The 18,628-nt window shown below is 37.9% G+C and carries 20 protein-coding genes; 10 read left to right on the top strand and 10 right to left on the bottom strand.

Features of this window, described 5'->3' with window-relative positions:
* Positions 1-37 precede the first annotated feature (37 nt).
* Entirely contained in the window at positions 38-547 is a 510-nt protein-coding gene (gene idi / locus BMW39_RS14605) for an isopentenyl-diphosphate Delta-isomerase (RefSeq protein WP_034974553.1), read from the top strand.
* A gap of 42 nt (positions 548-589) precedes the next feature.
* Positions 590-1,243: an NAD(P)H-binding protein gene (locus BMW39_RS14600; RefSeq protein ID WP_034974551.1), complete on the top strand. Its 654-nt coding sequence runs from the start codon at positions 590-592 to the stop codon at positions 1,241-1,243.
* A gap of 35 nt (positions 1,244-1,278) precedes the next feature.
* Here BMW39_RS14600 and galE read toward each other — a convergent pair whose 3' ends face one another.
* Positions 1,279-2,298 (bottom strand): UDP-glucose 4-epimerase GalE, encoded by a 1,020-nt coding sequence (galE, locus tag BMW39_RS14595; protein WP_034974549.1) that lies wholly within the window; start codon positions 2,296-2,298, stop codon positions 1,279-1,281.
* 34 nt (positions 2,299-2,332) lie between these two features.
* The gene (locus BMW39_RS14590) at positions 2,333-3,460 is read right to left on the bottom strand and encodes a DegT/DnrJ/EryC1/StrS family aminotransferase (RefSeq protein WP_034974864.1); all 1,128 of its coding nucleotides are present in this window, start codon (positions 3,458-3,460) and stop codon (positions 2,333-2,335) included.
* 142 nt (positions 3,461-3,602) lie between these two features.
* Here BMW39_RS14590 and BMW39_RS14585 point away from each other — a divergent pair, with 142 nt between their 5' ends.
* On the top strand, positions 3,603-5,210 hold the full coding sequence (locus BMW39_RS14585) for a S8/S53 family peptidase (protein WP_034974863.1): 1,608 nt from the start codon (positions 3,603-3,605) through the stop codon (positions 5,208-5,210).
* Positions 5,211-5,422: 212 nt separating this feature from the next.
* Here BMW39_RS14585 and BMW39_RS14580 read toward each other — a convergent pair whose 3' ends face one another.
* The 3 genes from BMW39_RS14580 to BMW39_RS14570 all read right to left on the bottom strand — a co-directional run bounded on the left by BMW39_RS14580 (position 5,423) and on the right by BMW39_RS14570 (position 7,110).
* Positions 5,423-6,136, bottom strand: coding sequence for a hypothetical protein (locus BMW39_RS14580; RefSeq protein WP_034974547.1), 714 nt, complete (start codon positions 6,134-6,136; stop codon positions 5,423-5,425).
* Positions 6,137-6,369: 233 nt separating this feature from the next.
* On the bottom strand, positions 6,370-6,573 hold the full coding sequence (locus tag BMW39_RS14575) for a helix-turn-helix domain-containing protein (protein WP_034974545.1): 204 nt from the start codon (positions 6,571-6,573) through the stop codon (positions 6,370-6,372).
* A 3-nt stretch (positions 6,574-6,576) separates the two neighbouring features.
* Positions 6,577-7,110, bottom strand: coding sequence for a DUF2975 domain-containing protein (locus BMW39_RS14570; protein WP_034974543.1), 534 nt, complete (start codon positions 7,108-7,110; stop codon positions 6,577-6,579).
* Between the two features lie 135 nt (positions 7,111-7,245).
* Here BMW39_RS14570 and BMW39_RS14565 point away from each other — a divergent pair, with 135 nt between their 5' ends.
* From BMW39_RS14565 to BMW39_RS14550, 4 genes are all read left to right on the top strand, one after another.
* Positions 7,246-8,526, top strand: a complete 1,281-nt coding sequence (locus tag BMW39_RS14565; protein WP_034974541.1) for a replication-associated recombination protein A — start codon at positions 7,246-7,248, stop codon at positions 8,524-8,526.
* A 76-nt stretch (positions 8,527-8,602) separates the two neighbouring features.
* Positions 8,603-9,286: a DedA family protein gene (locus BMW39_RS14560; protein WP_034974539.1), complete on the top strand. Its 684-nt coding sequence runs from the start codon at positions 8,603-8,605 to the stop codon at positions 9,284-9,286.
* Positions 9,287-9,518: 232 nt separating this feature from the next.
* A complete protein-coding gene (locus BMW39_RS14555; RefSeq protein ID WP_034974537.1) occupies positions 9,519-10,496 on the top strand; it encodes a 2-hydroxyacid dehydrogenase in 978 nt (325 codons plus the stop codon).
* Between the two features lie 79 nt (positions 10,497-10,575).
* Positions 10,576-10,866, top strand: a complete 291-nt coding sequence (locus tag BMW39_RS14550; protein WP_034974862.1) for a hypothetical protein — start codon at positions 10,576-10,578, stop codon at positions 10,864-10,866.
* Between the two features lie 36 nt (positions 10,867-10,902).
* Here BMW39_RS14550 and BMW39_RS14545 read toward each other — a convergent pair whose 3' ends face one another.
* The gene (locus tag BMW39_RS14545; protein ID WP_034974535.1) at positions 10,903-11,298 is read right to left on the bottom strand and encodes an acyl-CoA thioesterase; all 396 of its coding nucleotides are present in this window, start codon (positions 11,296-11,298) and stop codon (positions 10,903-10,905) included.
* Between the two features lie 211 nt (positions 11,299-11,509).
* Here BMW39_RS14545 and BMW39_RS14540 point away from each other — a divergent pair, with 211 nt between their 5' ends.
* From BMW39_RS14540 to BMW39_RS14525, 3 genes are all read left to right on the top strand, one after another.
* The gene (locus BMW39_RS14540; RefSeq protein ID WP_051879879.1) at positions 11,510-11,926 is read left to right on the top strand and encodes an endonuclease domain-containing protein; all 417 of its coding nucleotides are present in this window, start codon (positions 11,510-11,512) and stop codon (positions 11,924-11,926) included.
* Positions 11,927-12,551: 625 nt separating this feature from the next.
* The gene (locus tag BMW39_RS14530) at positions 12,552-14,537 is read left to right on the top strand and encodes a urocanate hydratase (RefSeq protein WP_034974531.1); all 1,986 of its coding nucleotides are present in this window, start codon (positions 12,552-12,554) and stop codon (positions 14,535-14,537) included.
* 9 nt (positions 14,538-14,546) lie between these two features.
* Entirely contained in the window at positions 14,547-15,023 is a 477-nt protein-coding gene (locus tag BMW39_RS14525; RefSeq protein WP_034974529.1) for a DUF3997 domain-containing protein, read from the top strand.
* A gap of 205 nt (positions 15,024-15,228) precedes the next feature.
* Here the strand turns inward: BMW39_RS14525 and BMW39_RS14520 are convergent, their stop codons facing one another.
* The 4 genes from BMW39_RS14520 to BMW39_RS14505 form a co-directional block, all read right to left on the bottom strand.
* Positions 15,229-15,882 (bottom strand): NAD(P)-dependent oxidoreductase, encoded by a 654-nt coding sequence (locus BMW39_RS14520; protein ID WP_034974527.1) that lies wholly within the window; start codon positions 15,880-15,882, stop codon positions 15,229-15,231.
* Between the two features lie 64 nt (positions 15,883-15,946).
* Entirely contained in the window at positions 15,947-16,357 is a 411-nt protein-coding gene (locus tag BMW39_RS14515) for an Rrf2 family transcriptional regulator (RefSeq protein ID WP_034974525.1), read from the bottom strand.
* Between the two features lie 84 nt (positions 16,358-16,441).
* Positions 16,442-17,908, bottom strand: a complete 1,467-nt coding sequence (locus BMW39_RS14510; RefSeq protein ID WP_034974523.1) for a serine hydrolase — start codon at positions 17,906-17,908, stop codon at positions 16,442-16,444.
* Positions 17,909-17,995: 87 nt separating this feature from the next.
* The gene (locus BMW39_RS14505; RefSeq protein ID WP_034974521.1) at positions 17,996-18,601 is read right to left on the bottom strand and encodes a helix-turn-helix domain-containing protein; all 606 of its coding nucleotides are present in this window, start codon (positions 18,599-18,601) and stop codon (positions 17,996-17,998) included.
* Between the last annotated feature and the right edge of the window lie 27 nt (positions 18,602-18,628).

Here is an 18,628-nt window from a genome sequence, read left to right as displayed (position 1 = left end):
TCCAAATAATTACATTTAAAATCCTTATTTTTGTGCTATGGAAAAAGTGGTATTGGTAAATCCGAACGATGATGTTTTGGGGCAAATGGAAAAAATGCAGGCGCACGAAAATGGGCTTTTGCATCGTGCATTTTCTGTGTTTCTTTTCAATGACCAAGGCGAAATGCTTTTACAGAAACGCGCCAACCAAAAATACCACTCGCCAAACCAATGGACGAACGCTTGTTGCTCGCATCCTCGCCTGAACGAATCTTATCTGGACGGTGCCAAAAGACGCACGAAAGAGGAATTGGGAATCGATTGTGAGTTGACGGAAAAATTCCATTTTATCTACAAAGCGGATGTAGGCGAAGGACTTTGGGAACACGAGTTGGATCATGTTTTTACAGGAAATTTCTCGGGAGAATTTGCTTTGAATTTGGATGAAGTTTCTGAGATCCGCTATGTTTCTATCCAAGACCTTGAAAAGGAAATTACTGAGAATCCTGAGCATTTTACGGAGTGGTTCAAGATCATTTGGGCGGAATATCGCAACCAGTTGAATTAATCCCGAAAATATTACTTAACTTTATTATCAAATCTTAAAATTATGAAGGCTTTGGTAATTGGCGCAACTGGCGCAACGGGGAAAGATCTTGTGGATCAACTTTCGCATGACCCGGAATTTGAGCAGATCGATATTTTTGTTCGACGCCGTTCTGATTTTCATAATGAAAAAATTACCGCACACATCGTAGACTTTGACCGACCGGAAGAATGGAAACATCTCGTGAAAGGTGATGTGGCGTTTGCCTGTCTGGGAACGACTTTGAAGTCTGCAGGAAGCAAGGACAATCAGTGGAAAATCGATTACGACTATCAATATAATTTTGCGAAAGCGGCGAAGGAAAATCAAGTGGAGGATTTTGTTTTGGTGTCTTCTTATGGCGCAAGTCCTGATTCTAAAATTTTCTATTCGCGTATGAAAGGCGAACTTGAGGAAGCCATCAAGAATCTGAAATTCGAGAAAACGACCTTCTTCAAACCGGGAATGTTGGAACGCAAAAACTCTGACAGAAGTGGCGAGGTTTTCGGATTGAAAGCTTTGAAATTTGTCAACAAATTGGGACTTTTCAAAAGTCAACAGCCTTTGCCAACGTCGGTTCTGGCGAAAGCGATGATAAATGCTTCGAAGATCAAATCCAAGAGTTTTTCGGAAGTGAGTTTGCACAGTATTTTCAGTTTTGCTGAGAAATGCAAATAAAAAAAAACCAATCGTAATGATTGGTTTTGATTGTATTAATGCGTTCTTTCTTTCAAATACTTCTGCCATTCCCAAGTGGTTCTGAGCGATTCTTCCAAAGTGGTTTCGGATTTCCAGCCTAATTCTTTTTCGGCCTTGTCTGCATTGGCGTAAGCGATTGTGATATCACCTTCCCTTCTTGGACAGATCTGATACGGAATGGCTACATCATTTGCTAATTCGAAAGCTTTCACCACTTCTAAAACTGATGAGCCCTTTCCTGTTCCAAGATTATAAATATCAAGAACGGTTTCTTCTTGAGAATTCAATAATTTTTTGAGGGCGGCAACGTGCGCTTTTGCCAGATCCAAAACATAGATGTAATCACGAACCGCAGTTCCATCTTCTGTTGGATAATCGTCCCCCCAAATGCTCAATTTTTCTCTGATTCCAGCTGCCGTTTGAGTCACGTAAGGAACGAGATTATTTGGAATTCCAGAGGGTAATTCACCCAACAAAGCTGAGGGATGCGCACCAATTGGATTGAAATATCGTAATAAAGTAACTCTTTTCTGATAAGCTTTTGAGAAATCTTTTAGGATCTCCTCGCCCATTTGTTTGGTTTTTCCGTAGGAAGATTCTGGTTCTTTCAAAGGTGTATTTTCATCGATCGGCATTTCGTCCGCTTGACCATAAACGGTACAGGAAGAACTGAAAATGAAGTTCGAAATATTTCTTTTTCTGAACTCCTGAAGGATATTGATCAAAGAGAAAAGATTGTTCTCATAATAATCCAACGGCTTCTCCATGCTCTCTCCCACTGCTTTGAAGGCCGCAAAGTTGATACAACCTTCGATGTTATGCGCCTCAAAAACCTGAGTCAATAATTCTTTTCTGGTCAGATCGAACGGATAGAAAATTGGACGTTTGCCAGTGATTTCCTCGATATTATTAAGAATAAATTTTTCCGAATTTGAAAGATCATCCACAATGATGACTTCAAAATTATTGTTGATCAATTCTACAACTGTGTGTGAACCGATGTAGCCGAGGCCACCTGTTACAAGTATTGACATTAATTAAAATTTGTATTTTTTTTGTTTTTTTTATTTACTTAAGGAAAAACTCCAAAACAGAATCCGTAATATATTTCAATTGCTCCTCATCCAATTCTGTGTGCATTGGTAGAGAAATCACTTCATCCAACAATTTATCGGTATTGATGAAATCTGCCGGATCACTTTCCTGGAAGTAAGCTTTTTGTTTTCTAAGCGCCACAGGATAATAGATCATTGCAGGAATTTCTTTTTCGGTAAGATATTGCTGTAACTCGTTGCGTTTTCCATTGGTAATTCTCAATGTGTATTGATGAAAAACGTGTGTTGAATATTCCGCTCTTTTTGGAGTAAGGATATTTTCGTTTCCAGAAAAAGCTTCGTCATAATAATCCGCTGCTTTTCGTCTAGCCTCGTTGTAAGAATCAAGGTTTGGCAATTTCTTTCTTAAAACCGCCGCCTGAATACTGTCCAGTCTAGAATTGACACCGACTTCGTCATGGTAATATCGTTCGTACATGCCATGATTCACGATTCCTCTTAGTCTGTGCGCCAACTCATCATCATTGGTGAAAATTGCGCCGCCGTCGCCGTAGCATCCAAGATTTTTGGAAGGGAAAAATGACGTTGTTCCAATTGTTCCCATTGTTCCGGATTTCTTTTCGGTTCCGTCTGAGAAAATAAAATCTGCACCGATTGCCTGCGCATTATCTTCGATGACATATAGGTTGTGTTCTTTTGCGATTTTCAGGATTTCTTCCATGTTTCCACATTGTCCAAAAATATGAACTGGAATGATTGCTTTTGTTTTTGGCGTGATTGCTTTTTTGATCGCTTCCGTATCGATTGTGAACGTGTTGTAATCAACATCAACTAAAACTGATTTTAATTTTAATAGATGAATCACTTCTACAGTTGCAGCAAATGTAAAATCTGCTGTGATGACTTCATCACCCTCTTTTAGGTCCAAAGCCATCAATGCAATTTGAAGCGCGTCTGTCCCATTGGCACAAGGGATCACGTGTTTTACATCCAAATAACTTTCCAGATCGGCCTGGAAAGATTTGACTTCCGGACCATTTATAAAAGCCGCAGAATCCATTACATTGAGAACTGCATTGTCAACTTCACTTTTTATTTTATAATACTGGCTTTGTAGATCGACCATTTGGATTTTCTTCATAATCAAATATTTATTTTTAAAGGCATCTGAAACGACATTCAATATTGGTATTGATATTTATTGAAAACGATTTCAAATGCAAAAACATTATTTTGTAAATTTACATTTATTTATCAGTTTAAAAAATCCAAATTACCAAAACGTGAGAAAAATCTTTACAATTTTGTCGGTCAGTTTTTCTTTGATAGCAACGGCCCAAACCGAACTGGTTTTTATTTTCTTCAAAGATAAACCCAACAAGGCAGCCTTCTATTCTAACCCACTTTCGGAACTGACCCAGAAATCGCTCGACAGACGAACTAATCTTGGGATTTCGCTTGTGGACCAGGATGCGCCGATTGAACAAAGCTACATTGCTAATATTCAGAATCTTGGATTTGAGGTCACCGATTACTCCAAATGGTTGAATGGCGTGGCCGTGAATGCAACTTCCGCTCAGATCCAGACTTTATCACAACAAAGCTATGTGGATCACGTGGAAAGTTTTGTTAGAAATCCAAATGGTGGAAAAAGAAATGAGAAAATTGAAAAATTCAAAGAATTTGACCAAACAATTTCCAGTCGGGATATATTGACCACTTTCAATTATGGGCAGGGATTGGCACAGATCAATCAGGTCAATATCAGGGCGCTTCATGTAGCAGGATTTACCGGAACAGGCATGACGATCGCCGTAATCGATACTGGATTTCCGACTGTCAATACCGGAACGGCATTCAAGCGACTTAGGGATAATGGAAAGATCAAAGGCGGCTATAATTTCATCAGTAAAAACACAGACATCTACAACACTTCTCTGAACACGCATGGCTCCATTTGTCTTGGAACAATTGGCGGATATATTGACAATCAGTTTGTTGGTACTGCGCCAGATGCAGATTTTTATCTTTATGCCACAGAAGATGGTGGAAATGAGATTCCTGAAGAGCAACTCTATTGGATAGAAGCTGCCGAAGAAGCAGATAGAAAAGGTGTAGATGTGATCACAACGTCACTTGGATATTATCAATTTGATGACAGCCGATATGATTACACTTACGCTGATATGAACGGAACAACGTCTTTCATCGCACGAGGTGCACAGATCGCGACGGAAAAAGGGATTTTTGTGACCTTTGCAGCAGGAAACGAAGGCAACAATGATTGGCATTACATCATCACACCAGCAGATAATGAGAAAGTTTTCAGTATTGGTGCGGTAGATTCCCAAGGTGCTGCAGCTTCTTTTTCTTCATACGGTCCAAACGCATCTGGTGTTATAAAGCCTGACGCAAGTGCACGAGGATTAGCAACTGCTACCGTTTATGGTGACAATGTAACGCAAGCCAGTGGAACATCGCTTTCAAATCCGCTTGCCGCAGGTGGTGTTGCGTGTCTTTTGCAATCTTTACCAAGTACAACTTCCAGAGAGGAGATCAAAAACAGATTAAGACAGAATGCCTCTTTATATCCAAATACATCACCCCAAAGAGGTTATGGCATTCTAAATTTTTATAAAACATATGAAACGCTTTCATCAGGAGAAATTAAGAAAACTCAAGTAAAGATATATCCAAATCCAGTGAGAGATGTGATCAACATTTCTTTAGACAAATCAATACAATCGGTAGAGATCTTTGATTTTTTAGGAAGGCTTATCAGAACTGAGACCAAGAATAACATCAATGTTTCTCAGCTTTCAAAAGGCAATTATATTTTAAAAATCAAAACTGGCAATCAGGAAATCATAGAAAAATTCATCAAAGAATAATAACAAAGAGCTGTTTTTTAGCTCCTATTTTGAAATACTGTATAAAATTCTGCATGACAAGAATCAAAAAAAACCACTGAATGCTCAGTGGTTTTCTTTATTGAAATGATATGATTTTTATTGATAGAAACTAGTAATAAACTGATATTAAAAATTTTTTTTTTGAATAGTCGAATAATTAAAGGTGTTGACGATATAGCTCAATTTTCTTATTAATCGGAAACTTTATAAATAATATTAGATCCGGAAGAATTAGAAAGCAATCCCAAACCAAGATTCACCAAGCCACCTTTATTGTAAACGAATCTGATCTTATCACCAGCTTGGAGCTGATAGACGGAATCGATATTTTCAAAATAGTAGTTTCCGACCAGAGCGATACCTATAGCATTCAAATTTCTGGAATCTATCAAAACAGAATTACCAGTTGTAGGCGTTCGGAGAATACCAATTTGAGCATTGGTCGCTATTGAAAGAGATAGAGCTGTATTATTTTTGAAATGGTAGCTGATAAAGTATTTTCCGGCACTTGGCACAGTGTAATAGAAGTCGGCTGTAGTCGTGGTGTAATTCGTGGAGTTGATTTCCACATTTTCGAACTTAACAATATTCCAGGAATTATTAAATAAGCCGACGTCTAAGCTTAATAATGATAGGCCAGCACTTGAACTGGCTTTGGAAACCGTCCCATTATTGGAACTGCTGAATAAGGAAGGACTCACATTGGTCACTTCAAAACTACCTTCGTTTATCGCCAAGATCTTGTAGCCAGGCAAGGTAGGTGTCTCTGGAATCACACGAATTTTCACATTTCCGTTGACGTCCAGTGTAGCCTGCGGATTTGTTGTATTAATCCCTACTTGGGAAAAAAACAGAAGAGGAGAAAAAACACTAATTTTTAATAAAAAAACAATTGAATTTTTCATAAGTCCTTTTTTTATATGGTTAAAAATTTATCTATTCGTATTCAAGCAGCATAACTAAGTATTTTTGAAGATTATTTAAAATATCTATTATTATTTTTTAAAATTAAGAAAATTAATTCAATATCAATGCCAAATACTCAACATTTTTTCCAAAATTTATTATTTTGAAAATACAAAAAAAGCCCCTACTAAATGTAGAGGCCTATGGATATTGGAAAATCTGATGCAATCATTTATTTTCTATATTCCAAAATATCAGCAGGTTGGCAATCCAAAGCTTCGCAAATAGCTTCCAATGTAGAAAATCGCACAGCTTTCGCTTTTCCCGTTTTCAAAATGGAAAGATTAGATAGCGTAAGGTCTACTTTTTCGGATAGCTCGTTCAATGACATTTTTCGTTTGGCCATCATCACGTCCAGGTTTACGATTATCGGCATAGCTTAGATGGTTAGGTCGTTTTCGTTCTGTAACTCGATTCCTCTTTTGAAGATTTGAGCGATGACATAGATGATTCCGGCAAGAAAAATAAACTCTGAAGATGAGTTCACAAACTCCCCGATGTCTGGTAAAAACAATCCTTTCTTAAGCAATCTCTCGGCATAGTTTTGTGTAATGATACTCAAAATCCCAATCTCAAAAGCGGTGTAACTTATTCGCGCAATCAATTGGGAAACCACTTCTGTAAAGGGATTTTCGATATTTATTTTTTCAAATAACCGTGTTGTCAGAAAAAACAGGTAAGCCTGCAATCCGGAAACAAAAATCAAGAGTGACATTAGAGAAAGATATTCAGTAGGATTATTTTTGGCCAAATCAGAAAGATTGATGATCGAATAAGAATCCCTCAAACTATCTGGACTCATAAACAAACCGAAAATCAAATTAAATATCAAAGTGCCGGTCTTGATGCACAAACCGATGAATGCAATCCAAGCAAGGACATTCAGAATCGAAAGAATTGTTTTTGTTTTCATTTGTAATTATTTTAACAATACAAATATCAAAAAATATTTATTGATAAACAATAAATATTAATCATTTTTCATTAAATAAAATTTAAATCTAATCTATTGGTTTTGAAAAGTATTTAATTTCCGTAATTTTGAAATATGAACAATTCTCCACTTGCCGAAATCCTACGTCCAAAAACTTTGGATGATGTTTTGGGACAAGAACATCTCACTGGAAAATCCGGAACCATCAAAAGAATGATGGACAACGACACGCTTAATTCTCTCATTTTTTGGGGACCGCCGGGAACAGGGAAAACAACTCTGGCTGAAATCATATCAGAAAGTTCAGGACGAAAATTCTACAAATTATCAGCCGTTTCTGCAGGCGTGAAGGACGTTCGTGATATCATCGACGAAGCTAAAAAGCAAAACCTCTTTTCCGGAAGAAGTCCAATTCTATTCATTGATGAGATTCACAGATTCAACAAATCTCAACAGGATTCATTACTTCACGCAGTGGAAAAAGGTTGGATAACTTTGATTGGCGCAACTACGGAAAATCCAAGTTTCGAAGTGGTTTCCGCTTTACTTTCCAGAACTCAGGTTTACATTTTGAAAGCTTTGACGTTTGAAAAGTTAGAAGAACTCGCTGATATTGCGGTTTCAAAATATAATGAGCTTAACCAAACCAAATTCTTCCTCGAGGAAAAAGAAGCCTTCATCCAATATTCCGGAGGTGACGCAAGAAAGTTGATTAACTCAATAGAATTGGTTCTGAATCAATTCAAATCCGCCAAGAAAAATAAAATTTCCAACAAAGATGTACTTTCTGTTCTTCAGGAAAATATGGCCTTGTACGACAAAAATGGTGAACAACATTACGACATCATCTCAGCATTCATCAAATCGATGCGTGGCTCCGACCCAAACGGCGCCGTATATTGGCTCGCCAGAATGTTGGTTGGTGGCGAAGATATCAAATTCATTGCAAGAAGAATGATGATTTTGGCTGCAGAGGATATTGGCTTAGCAAATCCGAACGCATTAGTGATGGCAAACACTTGTTTTCAAGCCATCAATGTCATCGGAAATCCAGAAGCAAGAATTATTTTGAGCGAAACTGCCGTTTATCTCGCGGTTTCCCCGAAAAGCAATTCAACTTACAATGCTATCAATGAAGCAATGGCTTTTGTGAAGAAAACCGGAAACCTGCCAGTTCCACTTCACCTCAGAAATGCGCCGACCAAGCTGATGAAAAATCTGGATTATGGAAAAGATTATCAGTACGCACATTCCTACGAAGGCAATTTTGTGGATTTAGAATTTCTCCCAGGCGAAATTACTGGAACCACTTTCTACAATCCTGCCAACAACTCAACGGAGAAAAAAATCCGCGAACAGCTGAAGGATAAATGGAAAGACAAATATGACCTTTGAGTTAAATATTCCTAATTTTTACATTAAGCCGATTAATTCAAATTCCTTTTAATATCTTTGCGCAAGACAGAAAACTATGGAACATTTCGAAAGCTGGAAAGACCTACTCAACCCCGAATTTTACATTAAAATGGGAGGTTTTTGGCTTATTTTATTTATCATTTTCGCAGAGACAGGACTTTTTGTAGGTTTCTTTTTGCCGGGCGACAGTTTACTCTTTATATCAGGGATTTACGCCGTTAAAATCATCGACACCACTTTCGGAACTACAGGTTCAGATTTTCTGGACACAACGATTCTAGCGACCGCCGTTGCAGTTGCAGCCATCATCGGAAACGAGATTGGCTATTGGTTTGGTTACAAAAGTGGACCGTTGTTGTACGAGCGAAAAGACACTTTCCTATTCAAGAAAAAATACCTTTTCAAGGCACACGATTTCTTCGAAGACCACGGAACTGTGGCTGTTATCCTGGCGAGATTTTTACCAATCGTGAGAACATTTGCACCAATCGTTGCGGGAATTGTTAAAATGGACAAGAAGAAATTCTTCTACTACAACATCATCGGCGCGTTTGCGTGGTCATTCACAATGATTTTTGCAGGACATTATCTGGACAAATTATTTATGGACCAGTTCGGCATCGATTTGAAGAAAAAATTAGAAATCATCGTTTTGGTCATCGTTTTGGTCACAACTTTGCCTATCATTATCAAGTTCTTTTTCACTAAGGATAAAGAAAGACCAACGAAAATTGATTAATCAACATTGAAATATCAGCAAAACATATAAAACCGGAGTTACTTTCCGGTTTTTTGCATTTAAATATTTGGGCAGCTTTATCCGCCTTCCACTCCCAATCTTTTTTGCTCGACGATTTGACATTAAATAGAACGAGAGTACACGCAAAAAAGGATTTCCGTTCAAGTCGGGCTGCGGGTTTCGGTACAAAAGAACGTTTGACATTAAATTAAATCTTAAATAAAAATAAGAAATGAAAGTATTTGTAAACAAAAGAATTCCGGACAATGGGATTCAGATTTTGAAAGACGGAAATTTAGATATCATTTTCCCGGAAACAGAAAATCCAACCCACGAAGAATGGCTGGAAAGCTGCCAACAAGCAGACATCATCCTAAGTGTCGGCGGAAAGAACAAATATGACAAAGAATTCTTCGACGCCTGCCCTAATGTAAAAGCAATCGCCCTATTCTCCGTAGGCTTCGACCAAGTAGATATCGAAGAAGCAACTAAACGAAAAATCGCAGTTGGAAACACGCCAGACGTTTTGAGCCGCGCTACTTCCGACGTCGCATTTCTACTGATGCAAATGGTTTCCAGAAAAGTAAACTACAACACGGCAAAAGTAAAATCCGGCAACTGGAAAGAATTCGACCCACTTGAAGAACTCGGTCAGGAACTTTACGAAAAAACTTTAGGCGTTTTAGGACTTGGAAGAATAGGTTTTGAAATGGCTGAAAAATGTAAAGCCGCTTTCGGAATGAACATCACCTACCACAACAGAAGCCACAACGAAGAAGCTGAAAAAGAACTCGATGCAAAATATGTTTCTTTTGACGAATTGGTGGAAAACTCGGACATCATCAGCATTCACGCCAATTTCACACCAGAACAAGCTGACCTTTTTAACACATCAGTTTTCGAAAAAATGAAAGAGAATCTGATTTTTATAAACACCGCAAGAGGTGGTTTCCACAATGAAAAAGATTTGTTTGAAGCTTTGATTTCAGGAAAAATCTGGGGCGCAGGTCTTGATGTTACCAATCCGGAACCGATGCAGAAAGACAGTCCATTGTTAGGACTTCCAAACGTTTGTGTTCTGCCTCACATTGGTTCTGCAACTTTGGAAGCCAGAAGCGGAATGGCAAGATTGGCGGCAGAGAACGTAGTTGCATTTTCCAAAGGCGAAAAAATGCCGACTTGCGTGAATCTTGAAGTTTACGAAGATTAAATTTCATCAAAATAAATCTGTCAAAAGCAAAGCTTGGAATCATATTTGTCTATCTTCAATCAACCAAAAAATAAATATTATGACACCAGAAGATAACATCGAAAAAAATTTGGAAGATTTGGATTACAATCCAGGTGAGGACATTTTCAACAGAGAAGAGCATATTCCGATTGACGGCGACGGAAATCCAATCAGAAATCCAAGTCAGGTGAACGACGAAATGCCATTCGGACTAGACGTTCCGGGCGCTGAAGATGATGACAACTTCGACCAGGTTACCAATCAACTTCCGGACGAAGAAAACAATTATTACAGCACGAGCGACAATGAAGATGACCACGAAGAAGAAAACGACGACATCGTAGAATAAACAACAAAGCTTACCAAATCGGTAAGCTTTTATTTTTTAATTTAAGTCTCTAAATATTCTGGAAGGCTTTTTATTTTCGTCAATAGCTACCAGAGTAAAATCGCCTGAAACTGCTTTTTCACGCGTATCATTGTACATTTCTTCCACGAAAATCTCTACATTTACTTTCACGCTCGTGTTCCCGACGTATTTTATTCGACCAACAAGTTCAACAATTGTATCAGCTGGAATTGGTTTTTTGAAATCAATTCTGTCACAACTTACGGTCACAAAAGACTTTCTTGCAAATCTAGTTGCCGTCATAAAAGCCACTTCATCCATCATTTCCATTACTTTCCCGCCAAACATCGTGTTATGATGATTGGTTGTATTCGGGAAAACCACTTTGAAAACACGCGTTTCCGATTGCTGGATTTTATCTTCGTAATTCATTTCTTGATAGCTATATAATTGTGTACTGGAATCGTTTTCTGAAGGTGCAAATATAAGTTATAGAAATTGTTCTAAGAAATTTCATAAATTAGATTCTAATAAACCCTAATCCTAAAATTAATTAAATGAAGTTTAAAATTCACCTCCTCTGGAGGGGCGACTAAAATTCGAAGAATTTTTGACGGGGTGGTCACTCAAAAAACACAAACAAATGAATGAAGTCCTAACCCAAATCCACGGAGTTCCCATCCGCAGGAACTTCGTTGAACACCTACCCTACAATTCTCACCTCAAAAAGCTTTTACCCGGAAAAAGAAAAGCTGGAATCCTAAGTGAAGTTCTTTTCTGGAAGCAAGTTCGAGCAAGAACATTTCATAACATAGATTTTGACAGACAAAGAATTATTGGAAACTATATCGTCGATTTTTATGTTAAAACGCTCGGATTAATTATCGAAATCGATGGTTCAAGTCACGATGAGAAAGAAGTTTATGATGGAATCATACAAACTTATCTGGAATCTTTGAATTTGAAAATATTCAGAGTTACAGATTTTGATATAAAGAATAATTTGGCTTTGGTAATGAAAGAATTGGAAAATTACATCATCGAAAATTACGGATGTTAAATTCCCCTCCTCTGGAGGGGTGGATTCGACCAAAGGGAGAAGACGGGGTGGTTCAGCACAATTGACCACCCCCGAAATCTGAAATTTACAATTTCAAATTTCTCTCCTCCAGAGGAGGGGAATTTTTTCTTATTTCATTACAATATATTTTTCAAATTGAATATCTTTAAAACTTTGAAAATCGAAACTTCAATATGAGAAAAGTTTTTACAAAATATCTGTTTTTCGTATTCCTCTTTCCAATTTTATTATTAATTATACTTTATTCTTTTTCAACGGAAAGTGTAATTGGAACTTACGGTGTCAATAGAAGGATAAACTTTGGAGGCATTGATATTGATGGTATTTTGAAAAACCCTATTTACAACTCTTCTGTATTCATTTTTACATATCCAATATATCTATTAGGCTATTTTATTATTTTTATACTTCGAAGATTTACAGATTTCATTTATTCATTAACACATTTCACTATATTTATTGCAAACTACTTTTTGCTCAGTATCGATGCAGAAAGTAGAGTTCTAATTCTATTAACAATCATTGGTTTTGTATTTTTCATTTTAAATATCTTTAAAACGATAAAAAATCCATCAACTATCAACAAACAACCATCAACGATATAATGACTTTCCAACAGCAAATCCAACAAGGAATTCCCAACCAACTTCCTCAGCCAAAACCATACGAAACCCACATCAACCACGCTCCGAAACGTAAAGAAATCCTGTCAGACGAAGAAAGAAAACTCGCTCTGAAAAACGCTTTGCGCTATTTCGAACCTAAATTCCATGCAGAATTGTTATCGGAATTCAGGGAAGAACTGGAAAAATATGGCAGAATTTATATGTACCGCTTCCGTCCCGATTACGAGATGAAAGCAAGAGATATTGCCGAATATCCCGGAAAATCTGAGCAGGCAAAAGCGATTATGCTGATGATTCAGAACAATCTCGATTATGCCGTGGCGCAACATCCGCACGAACTCATTACTTATGGTGGAAATGGTGCGGTGTTCAGCAACTGGGCGCAGTATCTTCTGACAATGAAATATCTATCTGAGATGACAGACGGACAGACGTTGACAATGTATTCCGGTCATCCGATGGGATTGTTTCCTTCGCACAAAGATGCGCCGAGAGTGGTGGTGACCAACGGAATGATGATTCCAAATTACTCCAAGCCGGATGACTGGGAAAAATTCAATGCGCTGGGTGTTTCGCAGTACGGACAAATGACCGCCGGATCTTATATGTACATCGGTCCGCAGGGAATTGTGCACGGAACAACGATTACCGTTTTGAATGCTTTCAGAAAAATCAATAAAGAACCGAAAGGCGGACTATTCGTAACTTCAGGTTTGGGCGGAATGTCCGGCGCTCAGCCAAAAGCCGGAAATATTGCAGGGTGCATTACGGTGATTGCGGAAGTGAATCCCAAGATTACCAAAATCCGTCACGAACAGAAATGGGTGAATGAAATTCACGAAAATCTGGATGAACTGGTGGCGAGAGTTAGAAAAGCTCAGGAAAATCAGGAAACGGTTTCTCTGGCTTACCTTGGAAACATCGTTGATATTTGGGAGAAATTTGATAAAGAAAATTTAAGAATCGATATCGGTTCAGACCAGACTTCACTTCACAATCCGTGGGCGGGTGGTTATTATCCGGTTGGACAGACCTTTGAGGAATCGAATACGATGATGGCAGAAAACCCTGAACTGTTCAAAGAAAAAGTTCAGGAAACCTTGAGAAGACACGCTTCCGCCATCAACAGACATACTGCGAAAGGAACCTATTTTTTCGATTACGGAAATGCCTTTTTACTCGAAGCTTCCAGAGCCGGAGCTGATGTAATGTCAGAAAACCCTACGATTGGTAGAGAGTTCAAATACCCAAGCTACGTTCAGGATATTATGGGACCGATGTGTTTTGATTACGGTTTCGGGCCGTTCCGTTGGGTTTGCACCAGCGGAAAACCGGAAGATCTGCAGAAAACGGATGATATTGCGTGTGCGGTTTTAGAGGCTATGATTAAAACGTCGCCGGAAGAAATCCAGCAACAGATGAAAGACAATATCACGTGGATCAAAGGTGCTCAGGAAAACAATCTGGTCGTTGGTTCGCAGGCGAGAATTCTATACGCCGATGCAGAAGGCAGAATGAAAATCGCTGAAGCCTTCAACAAGGCCATTGCCAACGGAGAAATCGGAGCTGTGGTTTTGGGAAGAGACCATCACGATGTTTCGGGGACGGATTCGCCGTACAGAGAAACTTCCAATATTTATGACGGCTCAAGATTTACGGCAGATATGGCGATTCACAATGTGATTGGCGACAGTTTCCGTGGGGCAACCTGGGTGAGCATCCACAACGGTGGAGGCGTTGGCTGGGGAGAAGTGATCAACGGTGGTTTCGGGATGTTGCTCGATGGTAGCGATGATTCCGACAGAAGATTAAAATCAATGCTTTTCTGGGACGTCAACAACGGAATTTCGCGAAGAAGCTGGGCAAGAAATGAAGGTGCCGTTTTTGCGATTAAAAGAGCAATGGAAGCTGAACCGAATTTGAAGGTGACGTTGCCGAATTTTGTGGATGATAATTTATTTTAATCAAAAAGAATGCAGACCAAAAAACTCTTACTATTCTTTTTAGGAATAGCTTTATTAATACTAATAATAGGATTTGCAAGGAGTTCGCGAACAGCTTTCTTTTCTTTTGGCTTAGGACCTGGTGTGCAGGATTTCACTAAAGATTTAACAGGAGGTTACAATCTTTATAGGAATTCCGCGCACGAAGTTTTCATAGCTCCAAGTAATGGATGGAACAATGAAATTGCAATAATTCCCTCTAAAGTTATTAAAGTAAATACTTACCAAGAATTTATCATTGCAGAAAGACAAGGCTTGAAAAAGCGAAATCCGAATGATAGTTTGGATGGCTATGAAATTCCTGATGAAAAAGTGAAAGATTATTGGATTTTGAATACCGATAAAAACTATGTTTTAAAGAATTTAAAATTAAATGATTTCAAAAAGAAGATAGAATCACTAACAATTCCTAGAGAGATAAAACTAGTTGATATCTATGACTACTGAAGTGAATCTATAAAAATTTCAAACAACAATTAAAAAACCCCTTCAGTTTGAACCGAAAGAGTTTTGTTTAATAAGAACTGCTAATGCTCTATTTGAACTAATCACCGCAGCCCGGCCTGAATGGAGCTCATTTTTTGTGGCTGGATTAGCCTGGCAAAAATAGCGGGAATGGAGGACGGAAATAGCTGCCCAAATCATTCAAATATTAATAAGCAGCCGTAAAACGTTGTTTCACAAAATTGTTTTGCTCCAATTCGTCTACCAAGGCCACAGCCACATCTTCCACAGAAAGGATGCTTCTGCCGTCCGCGTCAAAAACTGGATTTTCCAAAGCCGTTCTGTATGTTCCTTTTCTCACGCCAGCTGTTCCTGGGTGCATTTCGATTGCTGGAGAGAAAAATGTCCAATCTAAAATTTCATTCTTTTTGATCTCGTTCAGATAATCTCTGGCTGCCGTTGCGCCTGGTTTGATGTCTGTAGGGAAATCCGGACCGTCCACCAATTGGTTTCCATCGATGAACAGACTTCCTGCGCCACCAACGGTAATGAATCTCTTCACGCCTGACTCCTCCACAGCTTTCTCGATGTTTTTGCTACCGTTTAGAAAGTCGTTGTAAAGATTTGGATTCGTCCAACCTGCGTTGAAGGTGTTGATCACCGCATCATTGCCTTCCAAAACTTTCGCCAATTCTTCCACATTGTTTACATCTGCGCTGATAGCACTCACGTTGTCCTTCTCCTCCACTTTCGAACTGTCTCTTGCGATGGCGTTTACCACGTAACCTCTGGTTGATAGTTCGTTTACGACTTGTTTTCCTACGAAGCCTGTTGCTCCGATCACTGCTACTTTTTTGCTCATAATTTTATATATTAATTATTAAATGAATTGTAATGTATTTTGTTACATTTTATATTAAATTTTTTTAATCGAATTGATCCATAAAATCCGATAACTTTTTGTTCTTCAAAAATTCGAAAACCAGATCATCGGTCTCAGAAAATAAGACATTCAGATTTTTATTGATGTCCTTCCCTACGCTGCAAAGCGGATTAGGATTTTGATTTTTCTTACCGAGAACTTCGGAATTTTTTATGGCTTGATAGATCTCTGCAACATTGACTTCTTCAGGATTTTTACTAATCCTTACGCCTCCGTCTTTCCCTTGTCGGCTTTCCACAAGACCAGATTTTTTCAGATTACCCAATTCTTTACGTATGACCACAGGATTCACGTTAATGCTTCCTGCCAACCAATCAGACGTCAGCCATTCCTGCGGATCTTTCGCGAGAAGGGTCATGATATGGATGGCGGTTGCAAATCTTGTGTTGTTCATAATGGTGCAAATTTATAAATAATATTAAATGTAACAAAAATAGTTACAGTTAAATTTTTCTTAACTATAATTATCATTTGATTTTTAATTCGTCTCAATTTCTACAATCTTTTTTCCCACTTCTCCAAAGTATTGATTCAAAATAGATTCATACACTTTATAACCATCATCCACATTGGTAAAGATCACAAGACCTTGTTTGGTTTTGGGTAAAATAAAAGCAATCGTGTTGACACCATTATCCGAACCACCATGAGACAAAGCGATATCGTTATTTCTCAGGTCATAGATCTCAAAACCGAGTCCGAAATATTTGTTCTTTTTGGTTTCAACCTGTTTGGTTTTCATCGCTTCAAAGACTTCTTTGGAAAGTAGATCATTGTTCATAATGGCAACTAAGAATTTACTATAATCCTCCACCGAAGTCACCAAATCATCTGCGGCACTTGCGGTTTTATTCTTTACAACATCATATGGTTTTCCTTCTTTATCATAACCGACCACAATTTTATCGGCCATCTTTTTTTCATTCCAAATGTAACTTGTGTCGCTCATTCCAATTGGTTGGAAAACATATTCTTTTGCCAATTCTTCCAGACTTTTATTAAACTTCTTTTCAACCGCTTTCCTTAAATATTCAAAACCTTCACCCGAATATTGATATTTCGTTCCAGGTTCAAATTCAAAATTGAGTTTGTTGTTCTTATTCATCCAACGCCAATTTGGTAAACCGGTTTGATGACTCAAAACCAATCTTGCAGTCAACTTTTTATTTCGAGGATCATTCGCGATATCTGGATCTGTAAAATACTTGTAAAGCGGTTCATCCAGACTCCATTTTCCGAGACTTATTAAGCGTAAAACCGTCATTGCGGTCACAGGTTTTGTTAATGACGCTACATTGAAAAGTGAATTGTAGGAAGCTGAAGTTTTATCATTTAATTTTCCGTAAACTTTTATTTGGGTTAATTTTCCATCTTCGATGACGCCTAAACCTAAAGTTGGAATGTGGTTGTCTTTGATTAATTTTTCGAGATCGTCTGCCAATTTTGTTTGACTTGGATTGCCGTGGTCGTAGCTGAGAACGTCACTCATCAACCAATTTCCGTTTTTTTTCGTCCAGACTGACGTGAATTTTGCTTGTCCGCCTAAAACATCATCTTTACCTTTTTCACGGATAAAAAACTGATGTTCTCCGGTTTGAATCGCGCCGTACAATTCGCCATTATTATACAAAGGAAAAACTTCCAGACTATTTTCTATCACTTTGCGAATCGGCTTTTGGTTTGGATTTCCGCAGATGTTTTGTTTCGTTCTTTCCATAAACAATTTCTTGTCTTGGAAACCGCCGTTATCGTGATAGAATTTCAGATTTTCGTCAATCGTTTTTTCCAGATAAGCGATGTCGCAATTATTAAAACCACGTTCGAAAAACAGGCTGTCTTGTTTCTTGAGTTCTAAAAATAATGGGGAATTTTTATCAATTTGAGCTTGTAGATTTCCCAGAGAAAAGAAGAGAATGAAAATGCTAAAGTAGAACCTTGTTGTCATTGAAATTATTTTTGACAAAGATTCAGAATTTGTAGAATTAAATTAAAAAAAACAACCCGACAAAAACCCGACAATCGCCGTTTATTCTTATATAATATTGAAATTCAGCTTATAGCGAAGACCTTGTCTCTTATCAATTTCATAAGTATTTCTTAGAATAATGAAAACGTTTGCGAGTGTTAAGCCGACCATCGTTATCATTACAGATGCAGAACCGAGTTTTAAGAAAGCAACAATTAAAAAAATGATTGGCGAAACAATGGCTAAAAATATTTGAAGCGATATGATTTCTTTGGCGACTTGGGATTTCTCTTTAGTAAAAATCATAATCAACAAAGGTGGTAGAAAATTAGCAATCGGAAACCAAGCAAAAGGAAGTGAAGAAAGGTTGATGATTTTTATCAAAGTTGAATTGACAATTTCAACTTCTTCTACCATTGAAATTTGTTTTTTAGTTTCAAATTCATTAATTAAAATAGGTTCTTCAATTTTAATTTCTTCAGTTTGAATAATTGGAATTAATAATTCTTTTTCAGAAATGTCAAGTGTTGAAGCCAAAGTTTTCAACGTATAACCTTTTGGTTCCGTTCCGGCTTCGATTCGTTGAATAGTTCGTACGGAAATCCCAGACTTTTCCGCCAATTCTTCCTGCGTGAGATTCCTTCCTTCCCGTATCTTCTTTAATTCTGACATCTATTAAAATAAACAAAAGCAAATTTA

Source organism: Epilithonimonas lactis, assembly GCF_900110605.1.
GTDB lineage: Bacteria > Bacteroidota > Bacteroidia > Flavobacteriales > Weeksellaceae > Epilithonimonas > Epilithonimonas lactis.
Note: the sequence above shows the minus strand (reverse complement) of the source record. Positions and strands in the feature narration are given on the sequence as shown.